Raw genomic sequence first — 19,976 nt, 5'->3', positions numbered from 1 at the left:
GTCGGCCGGTGCAGAAATGTGACGCTGGCGAATTGCCGTCGGATTGACCAGATGTCAAAGCGTGTCGAATGCCATTTACGGTGCTTGTCACGCCCGCCATATTAGGGGAGCTTGGTGAAAACAACGAGGAAGATTTTTGCTGTGTTCATCACTCGGTGAGAACTTGCAGAAAGCTCCCGGAGTTCACCGCGATCCTTGGAGTAAAATAGGCGCCTCGCCAATCAGTAGGTACCTCTATCGCTTCCGAAGTTTGCTGATGACGTGACGGTGCGGGGCTCCTGGGATGGTGCGACGTCCCTTCCAGACGGCCTTGGCGTGCTTGAGATCTAGCGCGGGTTTCGCGGACGGTTCCAGGTCAGCCATGAGCTGGATGAACAGGGACTCGGCATGGTCCTGCTCCAGGGAGCCGGCGTACGGTTCGCCGGTGACATTCGTGAGTGATGCCCAGCGGACTGGTTCGGATGGGTGGCGGTCCAGGAAGAGTGTCGGCTTCAGCCCCAGTTCAGCCCAACAGCGATCCATCACATCGTCGCTTTTGAGCCGGCGGAGTGCGCGCAGCGCCTTGGTCCGCTGGTCTTTCTCGAAGCTGCGGTTCCGACGGCGGTCCGGGGAACCGATCGTAAGCGTTGCGGCGTCGCCTCGGAACCGGAAGTAGAAAAACCGACGCCCGATGCGGCCCGATGCCTGGACCGGGACAGAGCCTGCGAAGCCGGTGTCGAAGCGCAAGCGCAGGTGTGCGTATTTCCGTTCGAGCCGGTCGACGGTTGGCTGGTGGGCCGGGTGGATGTGGCGGTGGCTCACGCCGGGGCGGTTCGTCATGGCTTTCTCCTGTGCATCTCGATGGCGGCCCGGACTTCTCCGGCCCAATCGTGGTCGGTGTCGCCGCCGATGTGGCGGTGCAGCGCGTCGGCTGCGAGGTTGATGGTCTCCGCGGAATTCAGGACCGACTCGAAGGCGTCGCGCCCATCCGGCTCCCGAAGCGCTGCCAGGTGTCCCCCGGCTCGGACATTGCGGAATGGGAGGCTGGGGCCGGCATGACTGCAAGCTGCACGACAGGCCTTTCAGGAGGCGGGGACAGCGGACGGTTCTACGACGATGCGAAGGCGGTCCTCCTCGAGAGCCCGGGAGAGCTCCGTGGGTGGCAGCAGCCCAACCAAGTGGCCACCGTCTGACTGGTTACCAGCCCAGGAAGCGAGCAGGGTGTGGTTCAGTGCGGCGTAGTCGCCGCGGGTTTGTGCCATCGTCGCGGTGACGATGAGGAGCTTGCCGGACAGCCGGCCCAGCCACCATTCGACGAAACTGATCGGCCTGACCCCTTCGACCGCGGTGACCGCACGGTACCTGCGAAACTTCGCCAGGTTCTTGCTCATGCTGTGACGAGCGCCCGGTCGGTGATGAAGCGGGCAGCCCCGCCGGTGTAAAGCTTCTCGATCAGGCGGGTGACGTGCACCGGGGTCAGCGGCGGGTCGTTCGGGTTGAGCGCTGCGCCCAGCCAGCCACGCGCGGCGGCGAGCAGTTCCTCATCGGTGCCGATGAGTTGCCGGGCAAGGTCACTGAGCGCGTCGCGATGCAGGGCGTCGCCGTCCACGGGGAATCCATCGGGGTGGCCAACAATGGCGGTGGCGCCGCTTTCACGGACGGTGATCATCAGGTTTCTCATGTCGACTATGTGTGCGGCAGCACCCGTCCCGCTCCCCTACAAGCTGGGCTGGCACTTTCCCTGGCCGAAGAGGGAGAGTCCGGTGAGGTCCCCGGCGCCGAACGTCACCACTCCTGGAGTCTCGGATGGATTCATGATCTGGCTCGGGTCATTGACATGGTCCATGCCCACCACGTGACCGAGCTCGTGCTCGATCACCGCCCGGACCTGCTTCGTTCCGAGTTACTTGGACATGCGTTGAAGTGCGGGGCCGTTCAGTTCAACTTGCCCGCTGACGTAGGTGAAGCCGGTGTCCCCGAAACTGACCGCTTCGCTGCCGCCCAGGCCCATTACGGTGGTCCCTTGTGCGGGGTTGGTGAAGCGCGGCTGTTCGGCGTGGGTTTTCCAGGCGATGAGCACAGGGGCCCATGCTCAGGGACAGGCTCTTAGACGCACGAGGACAACAGAGTCCGAGAAACAAAATCGGACCGCAATCGCCTCAGAGTTGGGCCGTGGATGCCTTGAGATGCGTAAGTACGGCGAGGACACGTCGGTGGTCCTCGGGCTCGGGTGGGAGCCCGAGCTTGAGGAAGATGCTGTGTACGTAGGTTTCAATAGTGCGTTCGCCGAGAAAGAGTCTGGCGGCGATCGCGTTGTTTGACCGGCCCTCGGCCATGAGCTCGAGCACCTCCTTTTCCCTTACGGATAAATCATCGAGTGGCAAATGTCCGCGATGAGGCCGCGCGAGCATGCGGGTTATGACGTCGGTGTCGATGGCAGAACCGCCCTTTGCGACCCGGGTGACAGCATCTATGAATTCGTCGATGTTGGCTACGCGGTCCTTGAGGAGGTATCCGACTCCCGCAGCGTTGTTGCCTATGAGATGCATGGCGTGCTCCGTCTCCACATATTGCGACAGAAGCAGCACGGCTGTTTCCGGTTGATCCTCCCTTATCCGGGTCGCAGCCTGGATTCCTTCCGTTGTGTGCGTCGGGGGCATCCGTATGTCGATGATCGCCACGTTGGGTCTGTAGGTGCGCACCAGACCCAGAAGCTCCGTCGCGTTTTTGGCCTGTCCGACTACTTCTATTCCTTCATCCGCCAGCAGTCTTGAGATCCCTTCGCGGAGCAGTGCCGAGTCGTCAGCTATGGCCACCCGAAGTTTCATGATGTTTCATCCCTGCCGTTCTTGATAGGAAGGACAACGGTCAGCGTAGTTCCCATGCCTTCAGGACTGTAAATGGTCAGCTGCCCTCCGAGAGCGGCGGTTCTGTCAGCCAGCCCGCGCAGGCCTCCGTGTGGAGTGAACGCTGCACCTCCCTCGCCGTTGTCGATGACGATTAATGAGAACGCCCGGTTATCGATGGCGATTTCCATTCTGATGTGGGTTGCTTTTGCGTGTTTCACCGAGTTAGTGACGGCTTCGGACGCAATGAAGTACGCGGCGAGCTCAATCTGGGCAGCTGGTCGATTGGGCAGTTCCGCGTGGATTTCCACAGGTAATGGAGAACGTTCGGCCAAGGAGGTCAACGATGCCAGGAGGCCTTGTTCGCGTAGAACGGGTGGGTAGACGCCTCGGGCTAGTTCGCGTAATTCCGTCAAGGCCTCTTCGAGCTCATCGGCTCCGTTGGCGAGCAGGGCCCGCATCTGTTGGGGGTCTTCAGTGCGTTGGGCGCGGCGCAATTTGATGGCAGCGGCGATGAGACGTTGTTGCGCGCCGTCGTGCAAGTCGCGCTCGAGTCGTCGGCGTTGTGCATCACCTATAGCAATAATGCGTTCTCTGGATTCGCTTACTTGTTCGAGCTGTTCACGCAGTTCCTGTTCCAGACGTTGGTTATCCAGGGTCAGGGCAGACGCGCTGCGTAAGGCTGCAAGCAGCCGGGGCTGATCCAATAAAGTATCGTCGAAGACGAGGGCGCCGACCGGTGTACCGTTTCTTTCGAGCATCATAGCTGCCCGCCCGCTTTCGGCGGTCGGGAGGGCCTGCGGGGTGCCCGTGGCATCAAGGCAACTTGAGTGTTCAGCAGACCACCCCCATAGGTCGAGGCTCGGGTCTTTGACTGCACGTCGCAGCGCCGAGACGAGTCTCTCTCCAAGAGGGGCGGAGCCGATTTCCACCATGAGATCGCTGATTGCCCCTCGGGCAAGCCGGTATCGCCAAAGACCCACCGCTACTGAGAGCGGCACCAACCCGGTCGCTAGGTATTCAACGTAAAGCGCTGCATCAAGTCGCGGGTCCGGAGGCATAAATACTATGCCCGGTTGCACTGTATCCAGAGTGGTTTTGATCGCCGCGGCTGTGAAAAATGGTAGGACACCAGCCCGGTATGACTCTGAACCCTGGCGCCAGCGCGTTATTAGGATCGCGAGGATCACTGCGCCGATGCCAGCGAAGACAACAAGCATTGAGTCTCCGATCGCCGACGTTATCGCCGGGTCGTCCCGGACAAGTGCCAGGTTATCTGCAGTTGATACGCCGGCCTCGATATGTAACCGGGGGTCGAAGAATACCCACCTCCCTACCCCGGGAACAGTCCAGATGAAGCCGCAAAGTCCCAGGAACCACCTGTGCCAGTGTCTACGAACTGCACCGCTTGGGAATCCGAGCGCGATCCGAATCAGCGGGAGTTGATACATATTGGTCAGAACCAGACCGGCCGTAAAGGCCATCGGGTCGCTGGACCGTCGAAGACCGCCAGCCAGCCACAGCAGACCTGTGACAACGAGCAGGAAGCCCACGGAACTTTCGGATCTGCCACGCCAGGCGACCATTCCAGTACCTATGCACGAGACGCCAACAACGAGAAACACGACCAATTCCGTTTGTGTGAAGATCGGTCTCTCGGGGTGCCTCCCGACCAGGACCACGCCTTGAGGGCCAAGGCCGAACGTGCGGGCGGGGTCCTGGACGGCCGGAGGGGACCAATCTGAGAATGCAATGACCGCCAGAGTAAGCGCAACGGTGAGCGCGACCACGGTAATTAGCTGTTGACGCGTCACCTTCGACCTCCGTTCTCGATGGAGCAAGGATCGCATGCCGATGTGGGCAACGATACCGTGCGGGAACCGCCTTAGGCCGCCCCCCATATGGGGCCAAGTCAGAGGGGCTGGCCCGGGATTAGGGTGTGAGCTCACGCTGGGTCCATGAGCCCACACGTCGTCGGCGTCGTTGTCGCCAAGTGCGTCCGTCTTCCGCCGGGCGCACTGACCGACAACGACGGAGAGTCCCCTTCGGTCACCTCGGCATCGGCCGAGCATGCAAACGTATCGTCCTAATCGCCAGGCAGCGAACACGGCGCCGGAGAGAGACACTTGCCGAGCCGACCGTTGATCCACCCACAACCACCAGCCAGGTCAGGGCGGGCACGGTTTCTGAAGAATTCCCAGCCTGGACCAGAGATGGGGCAGCGCTCTAGTGGCGACCTTCACCAGGACCGGTTCAGCTGCTCTTGAGTCCAGCCCGCACCGCCCGGCGCCAGATAGTTCGGGCACCAGGCGTATTGACCGAGGGCGCATTGGTTCGGACCGAGCGGATCAACGCTGGCAGGGCTGGTGGCGGGCGCGCTCGTAGGGCGTGGTGGCGCAGTCCGCTGCGGTGGAACAATCACGGGATGTGGCCCGGTGGTCGATGTGGCAGGAGGGGCGTCCTTGCCGCTGTATTTCGCAGGGCTGGACGGGTTCAGCCCTGGAACTGTGCCGATACCAGTGCCTCCTGTGGTCGGGGTGTGGATGACGCTGCTCGGGGCAGGATCGGGTGCGATCGTCGGGTGGCTCGGCCCGCAGGCGGTCAGCAATAGCGCGGCGCTAAGGGTTCCTATTGCTGAAACAGCTGCCGAGATTGGCATGCGATTGCGGTGGATAGTCTTCATCTGCTTTCCTTTCAACTTGATTGGGGGTCGGGCTAAGCCCATCCCGGTCTTCCGGCGCTTCTACGCTAGATGCACCGAACTGAGCGGTCTTCAGTGTTGACCCGCTGGCCTCTGCGTGCTGGCACGGAATCTCTGCCAAGCCCGGCCCCGCGCCGGGCAAGGACCGTACTGGCACGGATACAAAACCCGTGCAAGCGCAGGGGTCATCGGCTGGCACACTTTCTACGGTTAATGCGTCAGCCGCTGCGGCGGGGAATCCAATGAGGGAGTCGGAATGAAATTCAGCGTGGTACGTGCCGGGATCACCGTGGGCATTATGGCCTTCGTCACCGCAGGAGGCGCGTTAATAGCGCCCGTCTCCGCCTACGCGAACGACGCACAGACCGTTTGCATCAGCAACACACTCAATACACCCGACGGTGTCACGGTCGAAATGGACTGCTTCGGCCTCGACAACGGCGGCGCGCCGGCGGGTGCGATAGACCCGGGGACCGGATCGCACACCGACGGAGGCTCCGACCCTGGGACCGGAACGGCGGACAAGCCCAGCACAACGGCAGCCAACCCCGTCGCCGCAGCGCCAAAGACCGCGAAACCTGCCGAAAGACCAGTTCCTGCAACTCCCGCTCGTGAGAGCTGTTCGGAGAAGGCCACCAAGGCCAAGGTTAGGTGCGATGACCGCGGCGACATCGTGTGTCCACTCGCGGCTATAGGCGGGACTAAAGTCGCTGGGCCGCGCGGTGGGATCTTCGCCGGAGCCACCTGCAAGGTTGCCTACCGGCACGCGTGCCTTTACGACCAGGAGCACACGAAGTCCGACTGCGAAGCCGGAGACATCATGCGAGAGTCCAAAGGACCTTTGGACAAGGGCATGCTCCCCGGCGCAACTGGCGGGGCTCGGGAGCGCCCGCCAATTGGGGAACGTCAGTCGCATAACCGAATGACGACAGAAGCACCCGGCGGCGTCGTGGACCTGCCAGTGAGGCACCCCGTGGCTGTCCGGTCGAGGGCAAACTAGTCCCTTCGACGGCCAAACGGCTTAAAAGTCACTCATTTGAGTAACGAATAAATGAGTAGATGTGCGGGGTTAAAGGAAGGAGAGGCCGGCACCCAACGGTGCCGGCCTCTCCTTGGCTTGTCAACTACGTCCGCCCGCAAGGCGAGGACAAGTTCCGCGTGCTTTCCAGCGCAAAGAGGGCAAGCAACCAGGTACGCATCGACAGGAACACCTTCAACCAGGCCGACGCGGCGCTACGCGAGTTCTACCACCTGACAATGATCGACACGTGCGACGCCACCAATGCCTCCAGCGGGGAATAACAGCCGACGCCGCGGACCTTACGGTCATCGTGAGGACGAACAAAGAAGCCAACGCGAGGGAGGCTGTTCGCCACTATTGATGAACTGATCACCAAAGCCACTCGGACAAGCTCGCCAACGGAACCGCGGTATCAACCGGACATCCAACCCCAGCCCGGAACGACTCCAGCGCATCATCGAAGGCATGAAGGCCTCAGGTCCGACGGTGCCGCCAGAAGCCCTCCGCCTCGTGCACGTCGCCGCCCCGGGTAGATGAGCATCACGGCAAAAGACTCAGACGGCGCGAACGTCCGGCTCAGGTCAACCTCGACTTCATAATGGCTTTCGATGTGGAATGGGGTTCGTTGCATGGGCGCGACACACCCAAGCGGCAGGTGATCGGCGCCCCGGGTGGGTTAACGTGACGCAATGGCACTCCTTGAGACTATCTGGCCTGTGTTCGGCCTCCGCCTGAGGACTCCGCGGCTTGTCCTGCGGCCGCTGCGCGACGAGGACATCCCTCGCTACGTCGATGCAGCTGCCTCGGGCATCTACGAGAGTGCCGGCGGCGACATCCCCTTCCCGACAGCCTGGGCGGAATCGCCCGACATGGGCTCGAATACGGCGCGTTGGATCTGGGAGAACCGCATCAAGTCACGTCCCGAGTCGTGGGTCATCATGTTCGGGGTCTGGTCCCCGGCGGGGGAATTCCTCGGTTCACAGGATGTGGCTGCAAGGAACTTTGCCGTACTCAAGACCGTGACCACGGGCTCGTGGCTCCGGCGCAGCGTACAGGGCCGCGGGCTGGGCAAAGAGATGCGGGCGGCGGTGCTCTTGTGGTGCTTCGACTTCCTCGGAGCGGAGGTGGCCATGACGAGCACCTTCGAATGGAATGCCCCGTCTATCGGCGTGAGCAGAAACCTCGGTTACGAGCCCAACGGTGAGGGGCGCCTGGAGAACTCGCTCGGCGTCATCGAGCGGGAGGTGCGGTTCCGCCTCGCTAAGGAGCGATTTCATCGCCCAGAGTGGGAGCTCGAGCTTGACGGGCACAAAGCGGCCGCCGCGGTTCTCGGCGTGCAGGCTCAGGGGCGCGGTTGATAAGAGTCGGTCTCAAGCCCTTGCCATCTCGGGCAGTCGCTACTGCTCCTCGACGATTTCGGTAATCACAGACCTGCGCTTAGTGCTGCGGCCGTCTTTTCACGTTGATGATGAGCACCGTTGCAACCGCCTGGTATCGGTTGGTTGGTCCTCCCGAGTGACTGCGGGAGCAGGACTGCCAAAGTCTTCACCACCTTGCTCTATCATCGCCTCCCCTTTCTATCCCACAGGCCGGTTTACATCTTCGCGCCTTTGACGCGACGTCGTCGTGGCGCGGGATGGGGTCGTCGTAGTCCTCGCCGAGAATCACAGGTTTATATGGCTGACCAGCGGCACCCGGCCGTTTAGGCGCCCGGCCGGAGCTTGGCGCAGTCGGTGTGGGCTTGGTCAATAGCTTCGAGGTAGGGTTGGCGTTTCTCGTGCTGGGTGAGCGCCCGTCAGATGTTGGTATCCCCCGCGGCAAACGGGAAACCGAGGTTCCGGATGACATCCAGGACGGCGTTCACGCCGGCAGTGTAGGTGTCCGGTGCGTTCATCGGGCGCGGGCTCGAGCGTACACCCCAGGCTGCGGCGGCGTAATCGCGATGGATGCGTTCCCTGGCTTCGGCGAGCTCCCGCTCGGCTTTCTGGCGCAGCTCGTGCGGGGTCTGGTTCTTGGACCGGCAGAACGTCAGCAAGTACCGGTGTCCGTCGGAGGGGTCGCGGATGGGCATCTCGAGGTAGTTTTCCGCGTCGGGGAACTTCTCGAACGCTGTCTTGATCACCGGCACCAGGTTCGCTGCCACTTCCAGAGGGGTCAGCATGGACACCCCATCCGACCCGAGTCCGGTGACGTCAATATCGTCTGGCCCAGGTTCGACATGGAGCGCGGCGGCGTCCTCGTCAGAGACCGGCCTGCGGGTGAAGTTATTCACCCGGTAGATGACCTGGTTGCTGAGCCGGTCTTCGTTCAGGACGAGTTCGGATCCCGGCCAGGCGGCGTCGATGAGCGCTCCGAGCGTCAAGACCACGTTGGAGGGTAGCGGGGTGGCGACCTTGATGTCGACGGTGTTTTCCGAGTCAGCAGACATGTCCCACATGTGTGCGGCAGGAACCCCGCGGATCCCCACTATCAGGTGTCGCGGGGCTTCGCGATTTCGGAGAATGCTTCCCCGGTCCACCAGCGCATAAGGGTGGGGTCTTTGGGGTCGATGTACCAACCGGCAGGGGGCTGGGTCGACGTCTGTGCGGCCGATTGAGGAGCAACTTGTTGGCCCGCTGGCGGTCGTGATGGAGACGCTTCTACGGGAACCTCAGAGTGGCCCGTGCTGAGAACTGTCGGATTGCCGCGCCTGGCGACAATCAGGCCGAGGGCGATGACCCCAACCGCTGCGGTCAGGACCATGATGATGATGGCTCCGACATGGCTGCCTTGGCAAGACCGGAACGATTGGCCCAGGTCGTTGAAGGGCGAACCGCAAAGGTCCGGAACGCTTGTTGCCTCGAACTTGGCGGTGACGGGTATCGTCCCGGCGGCAAGGAAGATAGCCGTGCAAATGAAGGCGATCCACGCGAGCGGTTGGAGTTTCAATAGTGCCCCTCTTGTCAAGCTCAAGATACCGGTCCGGCGCCGGTTCTGCGGGCTCAGGTGGCGGGTGTCGTGTATTCCAGATAGATCCTGCCGTCGAACCCTCCGCGCTCACGTCGTTTCCGGTCCGCAGCGATGGCGACCTCCGCCGGGGTGCAGCCGTATGACCTAGCCAGGGCGCTAGGACTTCCTGCAGGTCGGCGAGTTCCCCGATCCGTTCCTCTTCCGGCGCGGTGCGCAGCTCCTCGGTCTCCTCGGCCAGCTTGTCCAGTAGAGACTGACGGTACTCGTCCTGATCCAGGACGCGGGTGACCGGGGTGTGCCCGTCCTCAGCGATGATCCTCGGGATGTTGTCGCGGACCAGCTTGTTGAAAACGGTCACGCTCACGAGGCTTTCTTCCAGGCGGGGTTGAACGGGCGCGAGTAGGTGCGCTTCTTTACCGGCGGCCATAGATCCGCAATACCGTTCAGCCTCTTGTCGCGGGCGACGTGCAGGACCAGGTGCGCCGCCGCGGCGGCGTCATGACCGGCGTCGTGGTGCTGGAAAGCGGGCAGACCGAACTGGCCGGCGAGCCGGTCCAGCCTGTACGACTCGGCATCCGGGTAGTGGAGCTTGGCCAGACCCATGGTGCAGAGGTAGTCGAATTCGGGCACCTCACCGCCGATCGCCTCGGTGGCCTGGACGATGATCGAGCGTTCCACGGAGACGTTGTGGGCGACCAGCGGCAGGTCGCCGGTGAAGGCGATGAGCCGGGCTAGGGCAGCCTCCCAGGTGAGTTTTTTCCGGGCGTTGTTCAGGGTGCCCCGGGTGATGCCGTGGATCTGGATGTTCCGTTCGGCGAAGTTTTGGAAGCCGGGTGGCGGCAGGACGTAGTGGGTGTGGATTTGCCCCGGAATGCCGTCGCGGACCTTCACGATGCCGATCTGGCAGACGGAGGCGCGTTTGGCGTTGGCGGTTTCGAAGTCGATGGAAACGAAGTCGAGGCCCTCGATGGGTTCTGCGGTCAGGGGTGCGGACACGGCGGGTGCTCCTGGAAGTTGGGGGCGGTTCCCCGGGGGTTCTCAGTCACCCCGGGGTCCCGTTGACAGCTATGTGTGCGGCGGCTGTGCGGAATGTCACCCGTCACGGTACCGGTCAGCTTCGGCTTCGAGTGCGGCGAGGGGATCCACGGGCGCCGGGGCCTTCGGAGACTGCAACAGCTCTCTGAATATCCCGTGCATGGCGGCCCGGTACCGCGCCCGGGGCGAGGTGCCTTTTGGTGCAGTGTCGGGTTCCCGTGCCGAGGCCATATCAGGAAGGGGTGTGAGCACTGCGGCCACTGCCGCGCGGGCCTGGTCGTCGAAGGCTGACCCGGCGTGGGCTTGCAGGGTTGTCAAAGCGGTGTCGATGCGGTGCAGCCTGGACCAGTTCGTGTCCTGAAGGTTGACTCGGTGCACCGAGCCTGCAGCGACGGCCGCGTCCAGGGTGTGCTGGATCCGACGTCGGACCAAGCCCAGGAACCGCCAGCGACGGCCCAGGATGAGCGCGAGCACCCCGGTTCCGACCGCCCAGGCGGCGGCCGGGGCGGCGAAACCGACAGCGGGAATGAAGCCCATCACGGTCAGCGCTCCAGTAGCTACAGCCCACCCGGCAAGGACGAGGTACATCGGGAAGTCGAGGTTCTTGACGACCTCCTCCATGTCAGCTTCCCGGGTCAGGGTCTCGGCCTGTTCCGCGGTCAGGGCCAGATCGGCCCAGCGCTGAATTGTCGCCCGCGGGGTCCAGAACGACCCCGTAAACGCGAGCACTTCAAGGTGGACCCGGTAGGGCCGGGAGGCGCTCGGCGGCAGCGGCTTTTGTTGCGTCACGGCTACCAGTGTTCCTTATTCGTGGCGGGTTCCAGCGAACGCAGCCTCGAGTCCGGCGACGGCGATTTCGGCGTCGGCGACATCGGCAGCCAATTGGGCGTTCTGCGCGGCGACGGCGGTGCGGATTGCTATCGTGGCCTCGTCGGTAGCTTCCGAGGCTGCGATGTTGGACTGTTTGATGGTGGGTTCTTTGGCGTATTGGCGGAGGACCTTGTTGACGGCGGCGCGCGCTTGATCGTCGAGGGTGGTGTCGCCGCGCTCGTGCATGGCCACCAGGACAGTGTGGATCCGCCCGATGTCCTCCATGATGGCGGAGCCGGTTGTCCCAAGGACGCCGTTGGCGGCGAGAAGTGTGGTCAGCGTCGTGATGCGTTTCTGCTCCTTCCTCAGATGAAGTTCAGTTCGCAGACCGGCTCCGAGGAGAAGAAAGCAGATGCCGATTCCGGCAAGGCCCATGCGCACATCCCGGCCGATGATGAAGACCGAGGCTGTGCCTACCACCAGGATTCCTCCAAGGATCAGACGCTCGAGCAGGGCGAGCAGAGCGAGTGATGCCCGAGTCTTTGGTGATGCCACGGCTTCACGGTCCTCTTCGCTGAGTCCGTTGTCGATGAACGTGGCGAATGCGGGGGATGAGAGGATACCGGCGGCTTCAAACACCGGCACCCTGACGTAGAGCTCGTACGGTTTTGCAGCAGTTGTTGTAGTCACAGGCCTCATGTGTGGGGCGGTCGGGGTTTCCCTCCCCCAGCCGCCCGCAGGATCAGACGAGAACGGGCTCCCCGGCCCCCTGGACGATAGCCAGCTGGCCGGTGGGTGCGACGCTTTCGTGGCCGGTTGCGGCTCTGACGTCGGCGCCCGGAACCGGCGGGGTCCAGAGATCCACGGTCAAGCCATAGTGGTCCGACGCCGGGAAGCTGTATCGGGTCGTGTCCGTGAAGGAGCGTCGCATGGATACCGGGCAGCCCGGCTTACCGTACGCCCAGCCGTAGGTGTAGACGAAGTCGATACGGCGGTCCGGGAGCAGTTCGGGGAATTCGATTCCGACTCCGCGGGCGGTGGCCTGCGCCCAGTAGTTGTCGGCGGCGACGGTAACGGCCTCTTCCGGGTTGCCGGCGACAGCGAATGCTTCGGTCCAGTAGGTGTACCCGCCGTTGGCCCCGGCGCTGAGGCCGGCCAGGTAGCGGTGGGTGTCACTGCCCGGTGCGGAGTTGAAGTCACCTGCAAGGATGGCGACCGGGTGGCGGTCCTTATACCTGTCCATCAGAGCCCGGATCCTGCCATCGATTGCGGTCATCTGGGCGAGCCGGACACCTTCTTTATCCCCGCCCCAGCACAGGTGCGCGGAAACGACGATGAGGGTCTGGCCGGTGCCGGCCTGCAGGACGGCATAGTCGGCCCGGGCCAGGACTGCCTCCGGAGTTCCCAGGTCGATCGGTCCTGCTTCGATCCTGCGCAGGATGGAGAGCACGGCGTTGCCGGTGAGGGTTCCGTGTTTGGAGACCGCCTGGGCCGCGGCGCTGACAACAGTGAGCCCGGTTTCGGCCGTGACGGCTCGAAGCTGGGCCGAGGTTCCGTCCTGTTCGAAGGTGACTTCCTTCAGGCAGAGGACCTCCGGGGCCAGGGCGCTGAGCTCATCGCAGGCGAGCCCGGTGCGGCGCTCCCGCTCGGCCGGGTCGTGGTTGAGGTTCAGCGTGGTGACTCGCAGGAGGTGCTCGGCGGGAATTGAGGGGGTACTCGTGGTCATCGTCGCCCCCTATTTTCCGGCCGCACGGGCGGCCGCGTTGGCTTTGCGCCTGGCAGCTTCCTTCTCGCGCCATTGCCGGTCGTAGTCCGTTTCAAGCGCGGTGCGGCTGTAGTAGGAGGTGCTGAAGTAATCGGACATTGAGTCGATGTCGCTGCGGTTGTATGCGTCCGTGATGGCCGCGACTCTGGCCTGAAGCTCATCGGCTTCTGCACGGTTCTTGGGCTGGCCCCACCGGTCCACCTCGGTCGGGTGGAGGCGGTCGGTGTCGGGCACGCCCTGGATGCGGACAGTGATGGACTGCCCGCCGGAGTACTTCTCGTTGGTGACCGAGTAGCTCAAGCCGGCCGGAAGGTAGTTGGCCTCCGTCACCGCTTTCAGGTCCGCACGGATGTCTTTGCAGATCTCGGAGGCGTTCCGGTAGCCGGTGTACTTGGACCCGGTGGTCAGGGTGCCCTGCCCGTAGCCTTGCTTGCGCTCCGCAGTCGGCGGGACGTAGCCGTCGTTGAGCGTCCCTCCCGGGTGGAGTTCGGCGTCGGCGGCGGCAGCTTCGGCAACGATGGCCTGCCAGTCCCCGCCCTCGTAGTGCTCTTGCCGTGCCTTGTTGTAGTAGTTCCACGCCTCTTCGAAATGCAGGTTGGGGACGAGCTCAGCGAACCTGTCGGCCCGCCAGTCACCGGTGGTCTCATCGTCGTTGGCCTGCGCGACCTCCCATTCCAAATCACGGAGCTGGGTGGAGTCGGGGATGTGGGCCATACGCAAAGACTCCGGAACGAACCGGGCGCTCTCAGCGGCAACGTGGCGGCCACCGAGCGTGGGGAGTCCCTGGTCGCTGTGGGCATAGGCCTTGAACTCGCCGCCGGCGGGGGTTCCGGCGTCCTGGCGGGGGCGAAGTATTGATGTGCTCATGCCCGTCTGTGTGCGGCCAACTACGCAGATGCGCGAAGGCCCCGGAACCCTCGGGTGCCGGGGCCGTTCATTGGTCTCGCGGGGTTAGTATTCGATGGCTTTCAGGCTGCCGCCGGACTTGAGCGCGGCAAGGCGCGCTTCCACTTCGCTCTGCTCACCGAGGTCGTCCAGGGACGCAAACTGGGCCTCCAGCGAGGATGCCGCAAGCTCCTGCTGCCCGCGGACGGTGACCTCGTCGCGGCGGATGCGTTCCTCGAACCGGCCCAGCGTCGAGGTCGGGTCGGCGACGTCCAGGGACTTGAGCGCGCTGTTCACCTGGGACTGGGCGGAGGCGACGCGGGCGCGGTTGACGAGCTCGTTGCGCTTGGCCGTCAGTTCCCCGAGCTTGGCTTTCATCTGGTCCAGGCCGTGCTTGAGCTGCTCGACGACCTGAGTCTGAGCGGCCAGGTTCGGTTCCTGGGCTTTGGCGGTGGACTCGGCGCTCATCTGGCGTCCGATCGCGACCTTGGCGAGGTTGTCGAACTTATCGGCGTCGGCGGTGTTCCCGACGGTCCTGTATTCGTCGGCCTTGCGGGATGCTGCGAGGGCTTTGTTGCCCCAGTCGGATGCTTCGCTGACGGAGTGGCTGTGGTCTTCCTGGGCCAGGCGCAGGTTGCCGATGGTCTGGGCGACCGCCGTTTCGGCTTCGTGGATGTTGTCCGAGTAGTCCCGGATCATCTGGTCCAGCATCTTCTGGGGGTCCTCGGCGGAGTCCAGGAGCGCGTTGATGTTGGCCTTGGCGAGCTGGGCGACGCGGCCGAAAATGGTTTGCTTCACGAAAGTCTTTCAGTAGTCGGAGTCTTCGCAGCCTATGTGTGCGGCATCGCGCGGGGACCGCACCGGAAGCACCTGTTGTGGGAGCCGCTACATCCGGACAGGGGCTTGCCGGGCGGCCGCCTGTTCCCGATAGAGCGCCTGGGAGTCGGATTCAATGTACGCCTCGGCGTAGAACGCGGGCCGGCGGGTCTGTCCGTCCACGACGACCCTGTTGAAGGAGCTGACGAGGTACTGGACCCGGTTGCGCAGGTCGACCGCCTCGGGCCGTTCCAACAGCCGCCCGTCCGGGCCGCTGGCGTTGAAGTCTGCACGGTCCGCGTCGGCGACCCCGTGGATGGCCACCTGCAGGGCCCGCTCTGGGGCACCGTTGGCGGTGGTGACGTAGGAGCGGATTGAGTAGGTGACACCTTCGGGCAGGAAGTTCGCGACCGCGGCGGCGTCGAGTTCGCTGCGGAGGTCTTTGCACATCTGTTCCGGGCTGCGGCTCGGATCGAAATTCTCTCCGCTGAACCCTCCGGTGCCGTCCTCCTCGACCCTGGGCAAGGTGAAGCCGTAGTGGTCCCCACCGGGTTGACGCCGGGTGTCTTCGGCGGCGGCGTCTTCCAGCACGGCGGTCGGGTCGAGGCCCTGCACGCTCAGCCGGCCTGCCTCGTTGAAGTATTGGGCTGCCTCGTCCGGGGCCAGCCGGGGCGTCAGGGCGCTGAACTTCGCGAATCCTTCCTCCGGGGTCGCAACACGGCCGGCCACGGCACGGACGCACCGTTCCAGGCTTGGCACCAGCCGGGGGTTTTGGAAGCGGGACATCCGCAGCGTCTCGGGGAGGCGACGATATTCCTGGTCACGCACCTGCAGCGCCACGACGTCGTCGGAGCGCAGTACAGCCTTGAACTGGCCGCCGGCGGCCACACCGGCTTCGACGCGCCCCTGTCGAGTGGTGCGGGCGGGGCTCTTGAACGGGTTTGCGAATGCCATGCCCTTCAGTGTGCGGCGCCAGGCGCAGAAATGCAGGTGAGTGCCCCGGGCGCCGCCGCACACATAGGGACCAGCCAACAGAACCAAGGAGAAACCCCATGGCAGCAAGCAGCTACACCGTCGTCGAGGCCGACTACCTCGACAAAGAGGACGGGCTCTTCGTCGGTGCCACCGTCACCGCCGAACCGGCCGAAAACAAGGGGCAACTGCGGGTCACGCACATCGGCGACGAACTGGCCGAGTACCCCATTGTCGTCAAGTCCAGCCAGCTCAGGGCCGCCTGATGCTTTGCGACGACCAGGTCGCGGAGGCGATAGCCGCCCTGCTCACCGACGAGGTGGAGGCCAAGGTCACCGCCGCCCTGGATCCCGAGATCATGAAGTCCGAGAACCTCACAATCGGATTCGACCGAAGCAAGCTCACCGGCCTGCACTCGGTCCGTCAGCTGTACGGTTCCACAGCCGGTCCGTTCGGCGGTATCGGCGGCGCCGCCATGACCTGGTACCGGCTGACCGTCATCTACTCCGACGAGCTGGCGATCCTCTTCGCAGGCGGACGCCTCTTCGGCGTGTCCGGAATCGGCGGCGTGGACCTGCGCAACATCGACCCCCATAACTTCCTGCGCCTCCTCTAAAACCGAGGAACGGTACTTTATGCGACAGTTTTTGCCGCCAGGTGCCGCGCTACGGCGTTTGCGATTGGCTGACCTGTGTGACGCTCGAAGTATGAGAATCCCGGACAGGGATTGACTTCAAGGCAGAACACGTCACCGTCTGGCGAGACCCTGAGGTCAATGCCAGTAAAGGGGAGAGACAGCCCGCGCGACAGGGCGACGCAGCGCTCTTCGAGCTCGTCGGACAGAAACGCAGGCTCCAGTCGCGCCGGAACGCCACCGTTGGAACCGGCGTAGCGGTAGTCGGTAGCGGCGGAAGTGATCCTGGTTGCGTATACCTCCTCACCGACCACGTGGACCCGAATATCCACGCCATCAACGTAGGCCTGAAATTGGACAGGGCACCATCTGATGTCATCGAGGCGGCTAAGGTGGGCCTCGTCGAGTTCCTGGACGATTGAACGGACACTGCTAGTGGACTTGAATACAATCCGGCCGTGCAAGGATAGAAAGTCGCGGGCTAGGTCTGGCGAATTCGTTACCAGCGTCTCCGGAACGTGCATACCACAAGAACGAATGACCTGCGCCTGATACGGCTTGGACGAGTTGGATGACATCGCGCCCGGACGGTTTACGACCCGGGCTGGTGTCATCTCCGACCAGCGATTTAGCGTGTCGTGCAGCTCACGGCAAACCACACGGAGTGGAGAGTCGGCCGGATGATTGGCGAGCTCCGGCAGGTAGCGGTCGTCCATGAGCCGGGTGTACACGCCGGCGATCTCATCGAGACGGTAGCTTTGCGCTCCGAGACGCATACTTCCCGCAATAATGCCCGCCACAAGGTCGAACTCGAGCGCTGTGTTCTCGAAGACCCGTTGGTTGAACGTGATGACCGTCACGTTGAGGGACTCAAGCTCGGCTGCAACCATCGAGAGCGGCGCTTCACTCGGTATACCACAAAGCAGGATCATTTCGCTGCTTTCCCGCGCCTTAGCAGTGCCTTCTCCAATGCATCCATCCCTATCTCGCCCGCAGCCCGAATGCTCGGCATCACATTGACGTCTAGCAACTGCCACGAATCGCCATCCTGATCGCAAAACCGGGCTTCGAAAAGCGCGAGCTTAGCCTTGCCCGCGAGACGCTCACATCCGGTCTGCACATAGACGGGGATGTCGCAATCCCCGAGAGCCGTGCCGTCAACGACCAGGAGAGAGTGACTCATGTCTTGAGTCGTGGCGTCTGAAACTTGGCGCGGGCGCTGGTCCCGGGTCGAGTAGGCGGCCGAGGGCAAGCCCACTGCCGAGGCCAGCCAGCGCCACTCGAAATCGGGTCGCCACCCTCCCGCCATACCCGTGGGCGAAGGCCGGTTCATAGCCCTGTGGCCGAATCCCTCGAGCCAGCTTCGAGCGAGGGCGTTTAGCTCTGCTGACGCATACTCGCGGTCGGTCGTTGACGCCCCGCGAAAACCTTCCGCACCGAGCCACACCAGTCGATTCACGACGCCGCTAGTATCAGCCGAGTCGATCACACGCCCATCCTCGAGACGCACGACTGTCCTCGTCGACCGTAACCCCACGCGATGTTCCCATGTCGCATCGTGAACGAGTATCGATGCGGTCAGGAGTTCGACGGGCGCCATGCCTCGAGCCAGAAGCTGATCGGCGATCCACCAGGCTTCTCCGTCGCCGTCTTGGCAAACAACCAGCCACACGCTATGCGCCGTCTTCGTTGGCCCTGGCGCGGGATAACCCGCGGCCCTCATTCCCGATGGCATCAACACCGGGCGGCGCGAGTTCACGGGTTAGCTCGGCGGCTTCTTTGCCCGCCATATCGGGTTCGGCGCGCAGCGCGGAAACGGAAATCAATGGCCGGAGCTCAGCAGTGATGAAATGACGGACCGGCTCGTTCGACAGGCCAGAGCCCCGCTCAGCCTCCCCTCGATCGCCCCCCGCGTAGTTATAGACATCCCCGGGCTTGTCCTGGTTGTCCTTGTTGTCTTTATCAGGCTTGTCACCGTCGTCCTTAGAGTCTTTATCCTCTTTGTTGTCCTTGTCGGGTTTGTCTGCGGCTTGTTTAGCGTCCATGTCGTCTTTTATGGACTTGGTATTGTCCGGATCGTCCTTACCATCTTTGTTGTCTTTGGCATCCTTCTCTGGTGTGTGCCAAAACACGTCATACCTGACGAGAAGCACGCCGGCCGGACCATCCCCGACAAGTTCGTCTGGGCTGGCAATAGCAAACGGACCGACTTGCAGGTTCGTTGGGGCGTCGACATGAGACTCAACGACGATTCCCGTGGGGGTCGCGGTGATCGTCCGAAGCCCGTCAATGGATTTCCCAGTTCTGTTCACCAGCACGGTCTCCGTGAAGGCCACCTGAGCTCGCACCCCGGGCGCCTCGGGTGCATCAAAGGTCACCGTAGCGTCCACCGTGTTGTGGTACGGCATCGGGTCCCCGTTCAGGAACACAAGGTGATCTATCTGGTCAGGGAACTGGCCGTTTTTACGGTTCGTGAGTTCCACGGCTTCATACAGTGGAGCGATGACCAAAAGCGTGTGAGAACGGGTGCTGTCCGAACCGGTCGGTACCGGATCAAGCTGGATGCCTTCCCAGTCGAACGGATGCAGCTCAACAAACACCTGACCGATACCGGCTGGTGCATACGGTGGGTTCGGGTGCCCGTTCTCAATTATGAGCCGTCCGCGCACCCGGATGCGCTCTTTCGTATTGAGTAGTCGCCTGACGCCGCCGTCATTTACATACAGTGGAGCTCCACCGGCTTGGGAATAGTAGGCCCTGTTCGGCCACGGCTCGAACGGCAGCATGTGATTGATCTGGTTTTCGCCCTTGTTATCGGGAACCGAGATAGCGTCCGGATACGTTTCACAATGCAGTCCTCTCCTGCTGGAAACCGTATTTGGTATTAAGAGAAACCCCGCATCCGCTGTCAGACTCATTCCCGTCACATTGTTGCCTGCCGGGATAAATTCTTCCACCGTCCCGGTGACCTCGATCAAATCATAAAGAAACGTAAACTTTCGCAATTGAAGGCCGCCCTGCCATATTGCTACTGGTCCAACTCTGTCGCCAAGCCAGGCGAGGGTTCCATACCATTCATCTTCATAGTGAGCGATCGACACTGCCGGACCACCCTGCCACACAGTAGTTCCGAAGGCGTCGCTGCCCCGCCGATTCCAATCTCCGCCGGGACCGTTCAGCGGCGAAGCGGAGGCCCACAGGCAATGCAATGCATTGTTCGACCACTTCAATATCCCGGTCCAACCGTCCGTATTGTTCGCGATCACGATCTCTTGCTTACCGTCGTGATCGATGTCAACGGCAAGGAACAGGTCTTCGCGCACTCGGTTCCAATTATCAATCGGGCCTTGACTCGACCAGATCGTCACCCCGTTCTTGCTGACGTCAGTGAACACAGTGCCAGTCTCGTCTTCGTACCCCTGCAGTTGCTCGAACTGACCGTCACCGTCGAGATCGACCTGTACAACCTCACCATCCCCACTGGTTCCACTGGTCACGGTGTCCTCCGCTCTTCGTTCCTGACGGAATGTTCAGTTCGACTCACAGGGATGGCGTGAAATCAG

Annotated in this window: 26 protein-coding genes; 6 read left to right on the top strand and 20 right to left on the bottom strand. The window is 62.9% G+C overall.

Annotated features, from left to right (window positions below):
* Window positions 1–234: 234 nt before the first annotated feature.
* The 7 genes from AC3ANQ_RS07700 to AC3ANQ_RS07670 form a co-directional block, all read right to left on the bottom strand.
* Window positions 235–819, bottom strand: coding sequence for a hypothetical protein (locus AC3ANQ_RS07700; protein ID WP_488304545.1), 585 nt, complete (start codon window positions 817–819; stop codon window positions 235–237).
* Between the two features lie 242 nt (window positions 820–1,061).
* The gene (locus AC3ANQ_RS07695; protein WP_488304544.1) at window positions 1,062–1,370 is read right to left on the bottom strand and encodes a hypothetical protein; all 309 of its coding nucleotides are present in this window, start codon (window positions 1,368–1,370) and stop codon (window positions 1,062–1,064) included.
* Window positions 1,367–1,660, bottom strand: a complete 294-nt coding sequence (locus AC3ANQ_RS07690; protein ID WP_488304543.1) for a hypothetical protein — start codon at window positions 1,658–1,660, stop codon at window positions 1,367–1,369. The genes AC3ANQ_RS07695 and AC3ANQ_RS07690 overlap by 4 nt, the downstream gene beginning before the upstream one ends.
* A 36-nt stretch (window positions 1,661–1,696) precedes the next feature.
* Window positions 1,697–1,858: a matrixin family metalloprotease gene (locus AC3ANQ_RS07685; protein ID WP_488304542.1), complete on the bottom strand. Its 162-nt coding sequence runs from the start codon at window positions 1,856–1,858 to the stop codon at window positions 1,697–1,699.
* 24 nt (window positions 1,859–1,882) lie between these two features.
* The gene (locus AC3ANQ_RS07680; RefSeq protein WP_488304541.1) at window positions 1,883–2,059 is read right to left on the bottom strand and encodes a hypothetical protein; all 177 of its coding nucleotides are present in this window, start codon (window positions 2,057–2,059) and stop codon (window positions 1,883–1,885) included.
* A 79-nt stretch (window positions 2,060–2,138) separates the two neighbouring features.
* Window positions 2,139–2,807 (bottom strand): response regulator transcription factor, encoded by a 669-nt coding sequence (locus AC3ANQ_RS07675; RefSeq protein WP_488304540.1) that lies wholly within the window; start codon window positions 2,805–2,807, stop codon window positions 2,139–2,141.
* On the bottom strand, window positions 2,804–4,639 hold the full coding sequence (locus AC3ANQ_RS07670; RefSeq protein ID WP_488304539.1) for a sensor histidine kinase: 1,836 nt from the start codon (window positions 4,637–4,639) through the stop codon (window positions 2,804–2,806). The genes AC3ANQ_RS07675 and AC3ANQ_RS07670 overlap by 4 nt, the downstream gene beginning before the upstream one ends.
* 144 nt (window positions 4,640–4,783) lie before the next feature.
* Here AC3ANQ_RS07670 and AC3ANQ_RS07665 point away from each other — a divergent pair, with 144 nt between their 5' ends.
* Complete coding sequence (locus AC3ANQ_RS07665) at window positions 4,784–4,915, top strand: hypothetical protein (RefSeq protein WP_488304538.1); 132 nt, start codon at window positions 4,784–4,786, stop codon at window positions 4,913–4,915.
* A 149-nt stretch (window positions 4,916–5,064) separates the two neighbouring features.
* Here AC3ANQ_RS07665 and AC3ANQ_RS07660 read toward each other — a convergent pair whose 3' ends face one another.
* Window positions 5,065–5,508, bottom strand: a complete 444-nt coding sequence (locus tag AC3ANQ_RS07660; protein WP_488304537.1) for a hypothetical protein — start codon at window positions 5,506–5,508, stop codon at window positions 5,065–5,067.
* Window positions 5,509–5,782: 274 nt separating this feature from the next.
* Between AC3ANQ_RS07660 and AC3ANQ_RS07655 the strand changes: the two genes are divergently transcribed.
* The 3 genes from AC3ANQ_RS07655 to AC3ANQ_RS07645 all read left to right on the top strand — a co-directional run bounded on the left by AC3ANQ_RS07655 (window position 5,783) and on the right by AC3ANQ_RS07645 (window position 7,905).
* Window positions 5,783–6,526 (top strand): hypothetical protein, encoded by a 744-nt coding sequence (locus AC3ANQ_RS07655; RefSeq protein ID WP_488304536.1) that lies wholly within the window; start codon window positions 5,783–5,785, stop codon window positions 6,524–6,526.
* 158 nt (window positions 6,527–6,684) lie between these two features.
* Window positions 6,685–6,828 (top strand): hypothetical protein, encoded by a 144-nt coding sequence (locus tag AC3ANQ_RS07650; protein ID WP_488304535.1) that lies wholly within the window; start codon window positions 6,685–6,687, stop codon window positions 6,826–6,828.
* 408 nt (window positions 6,829–7,236) lie between these two features.
* On the top strand, window positions 7,237–7,905 hold the full coding sequence (locus AC3ANQ_RS07645; RefSeq protein WP_488304534.1) for a GNAT family N-acetyltransferase: 669 nt from the start codon (window positions 7,237–7,239) through the stop codon (window positions 7,903–7,905).
* 437 nt (window positions 7,906–8,342) lie between these two features.
* Here the strand turns inward: AC3ANQ_RS07645 and AC3ANQ_RS07640 are convergent, their stop codons facing one another.
* From AC3ANQ_RS07640 to AC3ANQ_RS07600, 9 genes are all read right to left on the bottom strand, one after another.
* Window positions 8,343–8,975 carry a hypothetical protein gene (locus AC3ANQ_RS07640; protein WP_488304533.1) on the bottom strand — a complete coding sequence of 211 codons (633 nt, stop codon included), beginning with the start codon at window positions 8,973–8,975 and terminating at the stop codon, window positions 8,343–8,345.
* 41 nt (window positions 8,976–9,016) lie between these two features.
* Window positions 9,017–9,475 (bottom strand): DUF2510 domain-containing protein, encoded by a 459-nt coding sequence (locus AC3ANQ_RS07635; protein WP_488304532.1) that lies wholly within the window; start codon window positions 9,473–9,475, stop codon window positions 9,017–9,019.
* 381 nt (window positions 9,476–9,856) lie between these two features.
* Window positions 9,857–10,492 (bottom strand): exonuclease domain-containing protein, encoded by a 636-nt coding sequence (locus AC3ANQ_RS07630; protein ID WP_488304531.1) that lies wholly within the window; start codon window positions 10,490–10,492, stop codon window positions 9,857–9,859.
* Between the two features lie 96 nt (window positions 10,493–10,588).
* Window positions 10,589–11,320: a hypothetical protein gene (locus AC3ANQ_RS07625; RefSeq protein ID WP_488304530.1), complete on the bottom strand. Its 732-nt coding sequence runs from the start codon at window positions 11,318–11,320 to the stop codon at window positions 10,589–10,591.
* Window positions 11,321–11,335: 15 nt separating this feature from the next.
* A complete protein-coding gene (locus tag AC3ANQ_RS07620) occupies window positions 11,336–12,031 on the bottom strand; it encodes a hypothetical protein (protein ID WP_488304529.1) in 696 nt (231 codons plus the stop codon).
* 52 nt (window positions 12,032–12,083) lie between these two features.
* A complete protein-coding gene (locus AC3ANQ_RS07615; protein WP_488304528.1) occupies window positions 12,084–13,067 on the bottom strand; it encodes an endonuclease/exonuclease/phosphatase family protein in 984 nt (327 codons plus the stop codon).
* A gap of 9 nt (window positions 13,068–13,076) precedes the next feature.
* Complete coding sequence (locus tag AC3ANQ_RS07610) at window positions 13,077–13,973, bottom strand: hypothetical protein (protein ID WP_488304527.1); 897 nt, start codon at window positions 13,971–13,973, stop codon at window positions 13,077–13,079.
* Between the two features lie 84 nt (window positions 13,974–14,057).
* A complete protein-coding gene (locus tag AC3ANQ_RS07605) occupies window positions 14,058–14,789 on the bottom strand; it encodes a PspA/IM30 family protein (protein WP_488304526.1) in 732 nt (243 codons plus the stop codon).
* A gap of 87 nt (window positions 14,790–14,876) precedes the next feature.
* Window positions 14,877–15,761, bottom strand: a complete 885-nt coding sequence (locus tag AC3ANQ_RS07600) for a hypothetical protein (protein WP_488304525.1) — start codon at window positions 15,759–15,761, stop codon at window positions 14,877–14,879.
* 98 nt (window positions 15,762–15,859) lie between these two features.
* Between AC3ANQ_RS07600 and AC3ANQ_RS07595 the strand changes: the two genes are divergently transcribed.
* Together AC3ANQ_RS07595 and AC3ANQ_RS07590 are read left to right on the top strand one after the other, a co-directional pair.
* Window positions 15,860–16,045 carry a hypothetical protein gene (locus AC3ANQ_RS07595; RefSeq protein ID WP_488304524.1) on the top strand — a complete coding sequence of 62 codons (186 nt, stop codon included), beginning with the start codon at window positions 15,860–15,862 and terminating at the stop codon, window positions 16,043–16,045.
* The gene (locus AC3ANQ_RS07590) at window positions 16,045–16,395 is read left to right on the top strand and encodes a hypothetical protein (protein WP_488304523.1); all 351 of its coding nucleotides are present in this window, start codon (window positions 16,045–16,047) and stop codon (window positions 16,393–16,395) included. The genes AC3ANQ_RS07595 and AC3ANQ_RS07590 overlap by 1 nt, the downstream gene beginning before the upstream one ends.
* Before the next feature lie 17 nt (window positions 16,396–16,412).
* On the opposite strand, the gene AC3ANQ_RS07585 is transcribed toward AC3ANQ_RS07590, so the two are convergent.
* From AC3ANQ_RS07585 to AC3ANQ_RS07575, 3 genes are all read right to left on the bottom strand, one after another.
* Window positions 16,413–17,303 (bottom strand): ATP-grasp domain-containing protein, encoded by an 891-nt coding sequence (locus AC3ANQ_RS07585; protein WP_488304522.1) that lies wholly within the window; start codon window positions 17,301–17,303, stop codon window positions 16,413–16,415.
* Between the two features lie 38 nt (window positions 17,304–17,341).
* Window positions 17,342–17,596, bottom strand: a complete 255-nt coding sequence (locus AC3ANQ_RS07580; protein ID WP_488304521.1) for a hypothetical protein — start codon at window positions 17,594–17,596, stop codon at window positions 17,342–17,344.
* Between the two features lie 490 nt (window positions 17,597–18,086).
* Window positions 18,087–19,910, bottom strand: coding sequence for a hypothetical protein (locus tag AC3ANQ_RS07575; protein WP_488304520.1), 1,824 nt, complete (start codon window positions 19,908–19,910; stop codon window positions 18,087–18,089).
* Window positions 19,911–19,976 lie beyond the last annotated feature (66 nt).

The sequence above is a fragment of the Arthrobacter sp. DMZ02-1R genome, assembly GCF_057747935.1.
The sequence above is the reverse complement of the archived record's forward strand: the minus strand, read 5'-3'. Positions and strand labels throughout refer to the sequence as shown.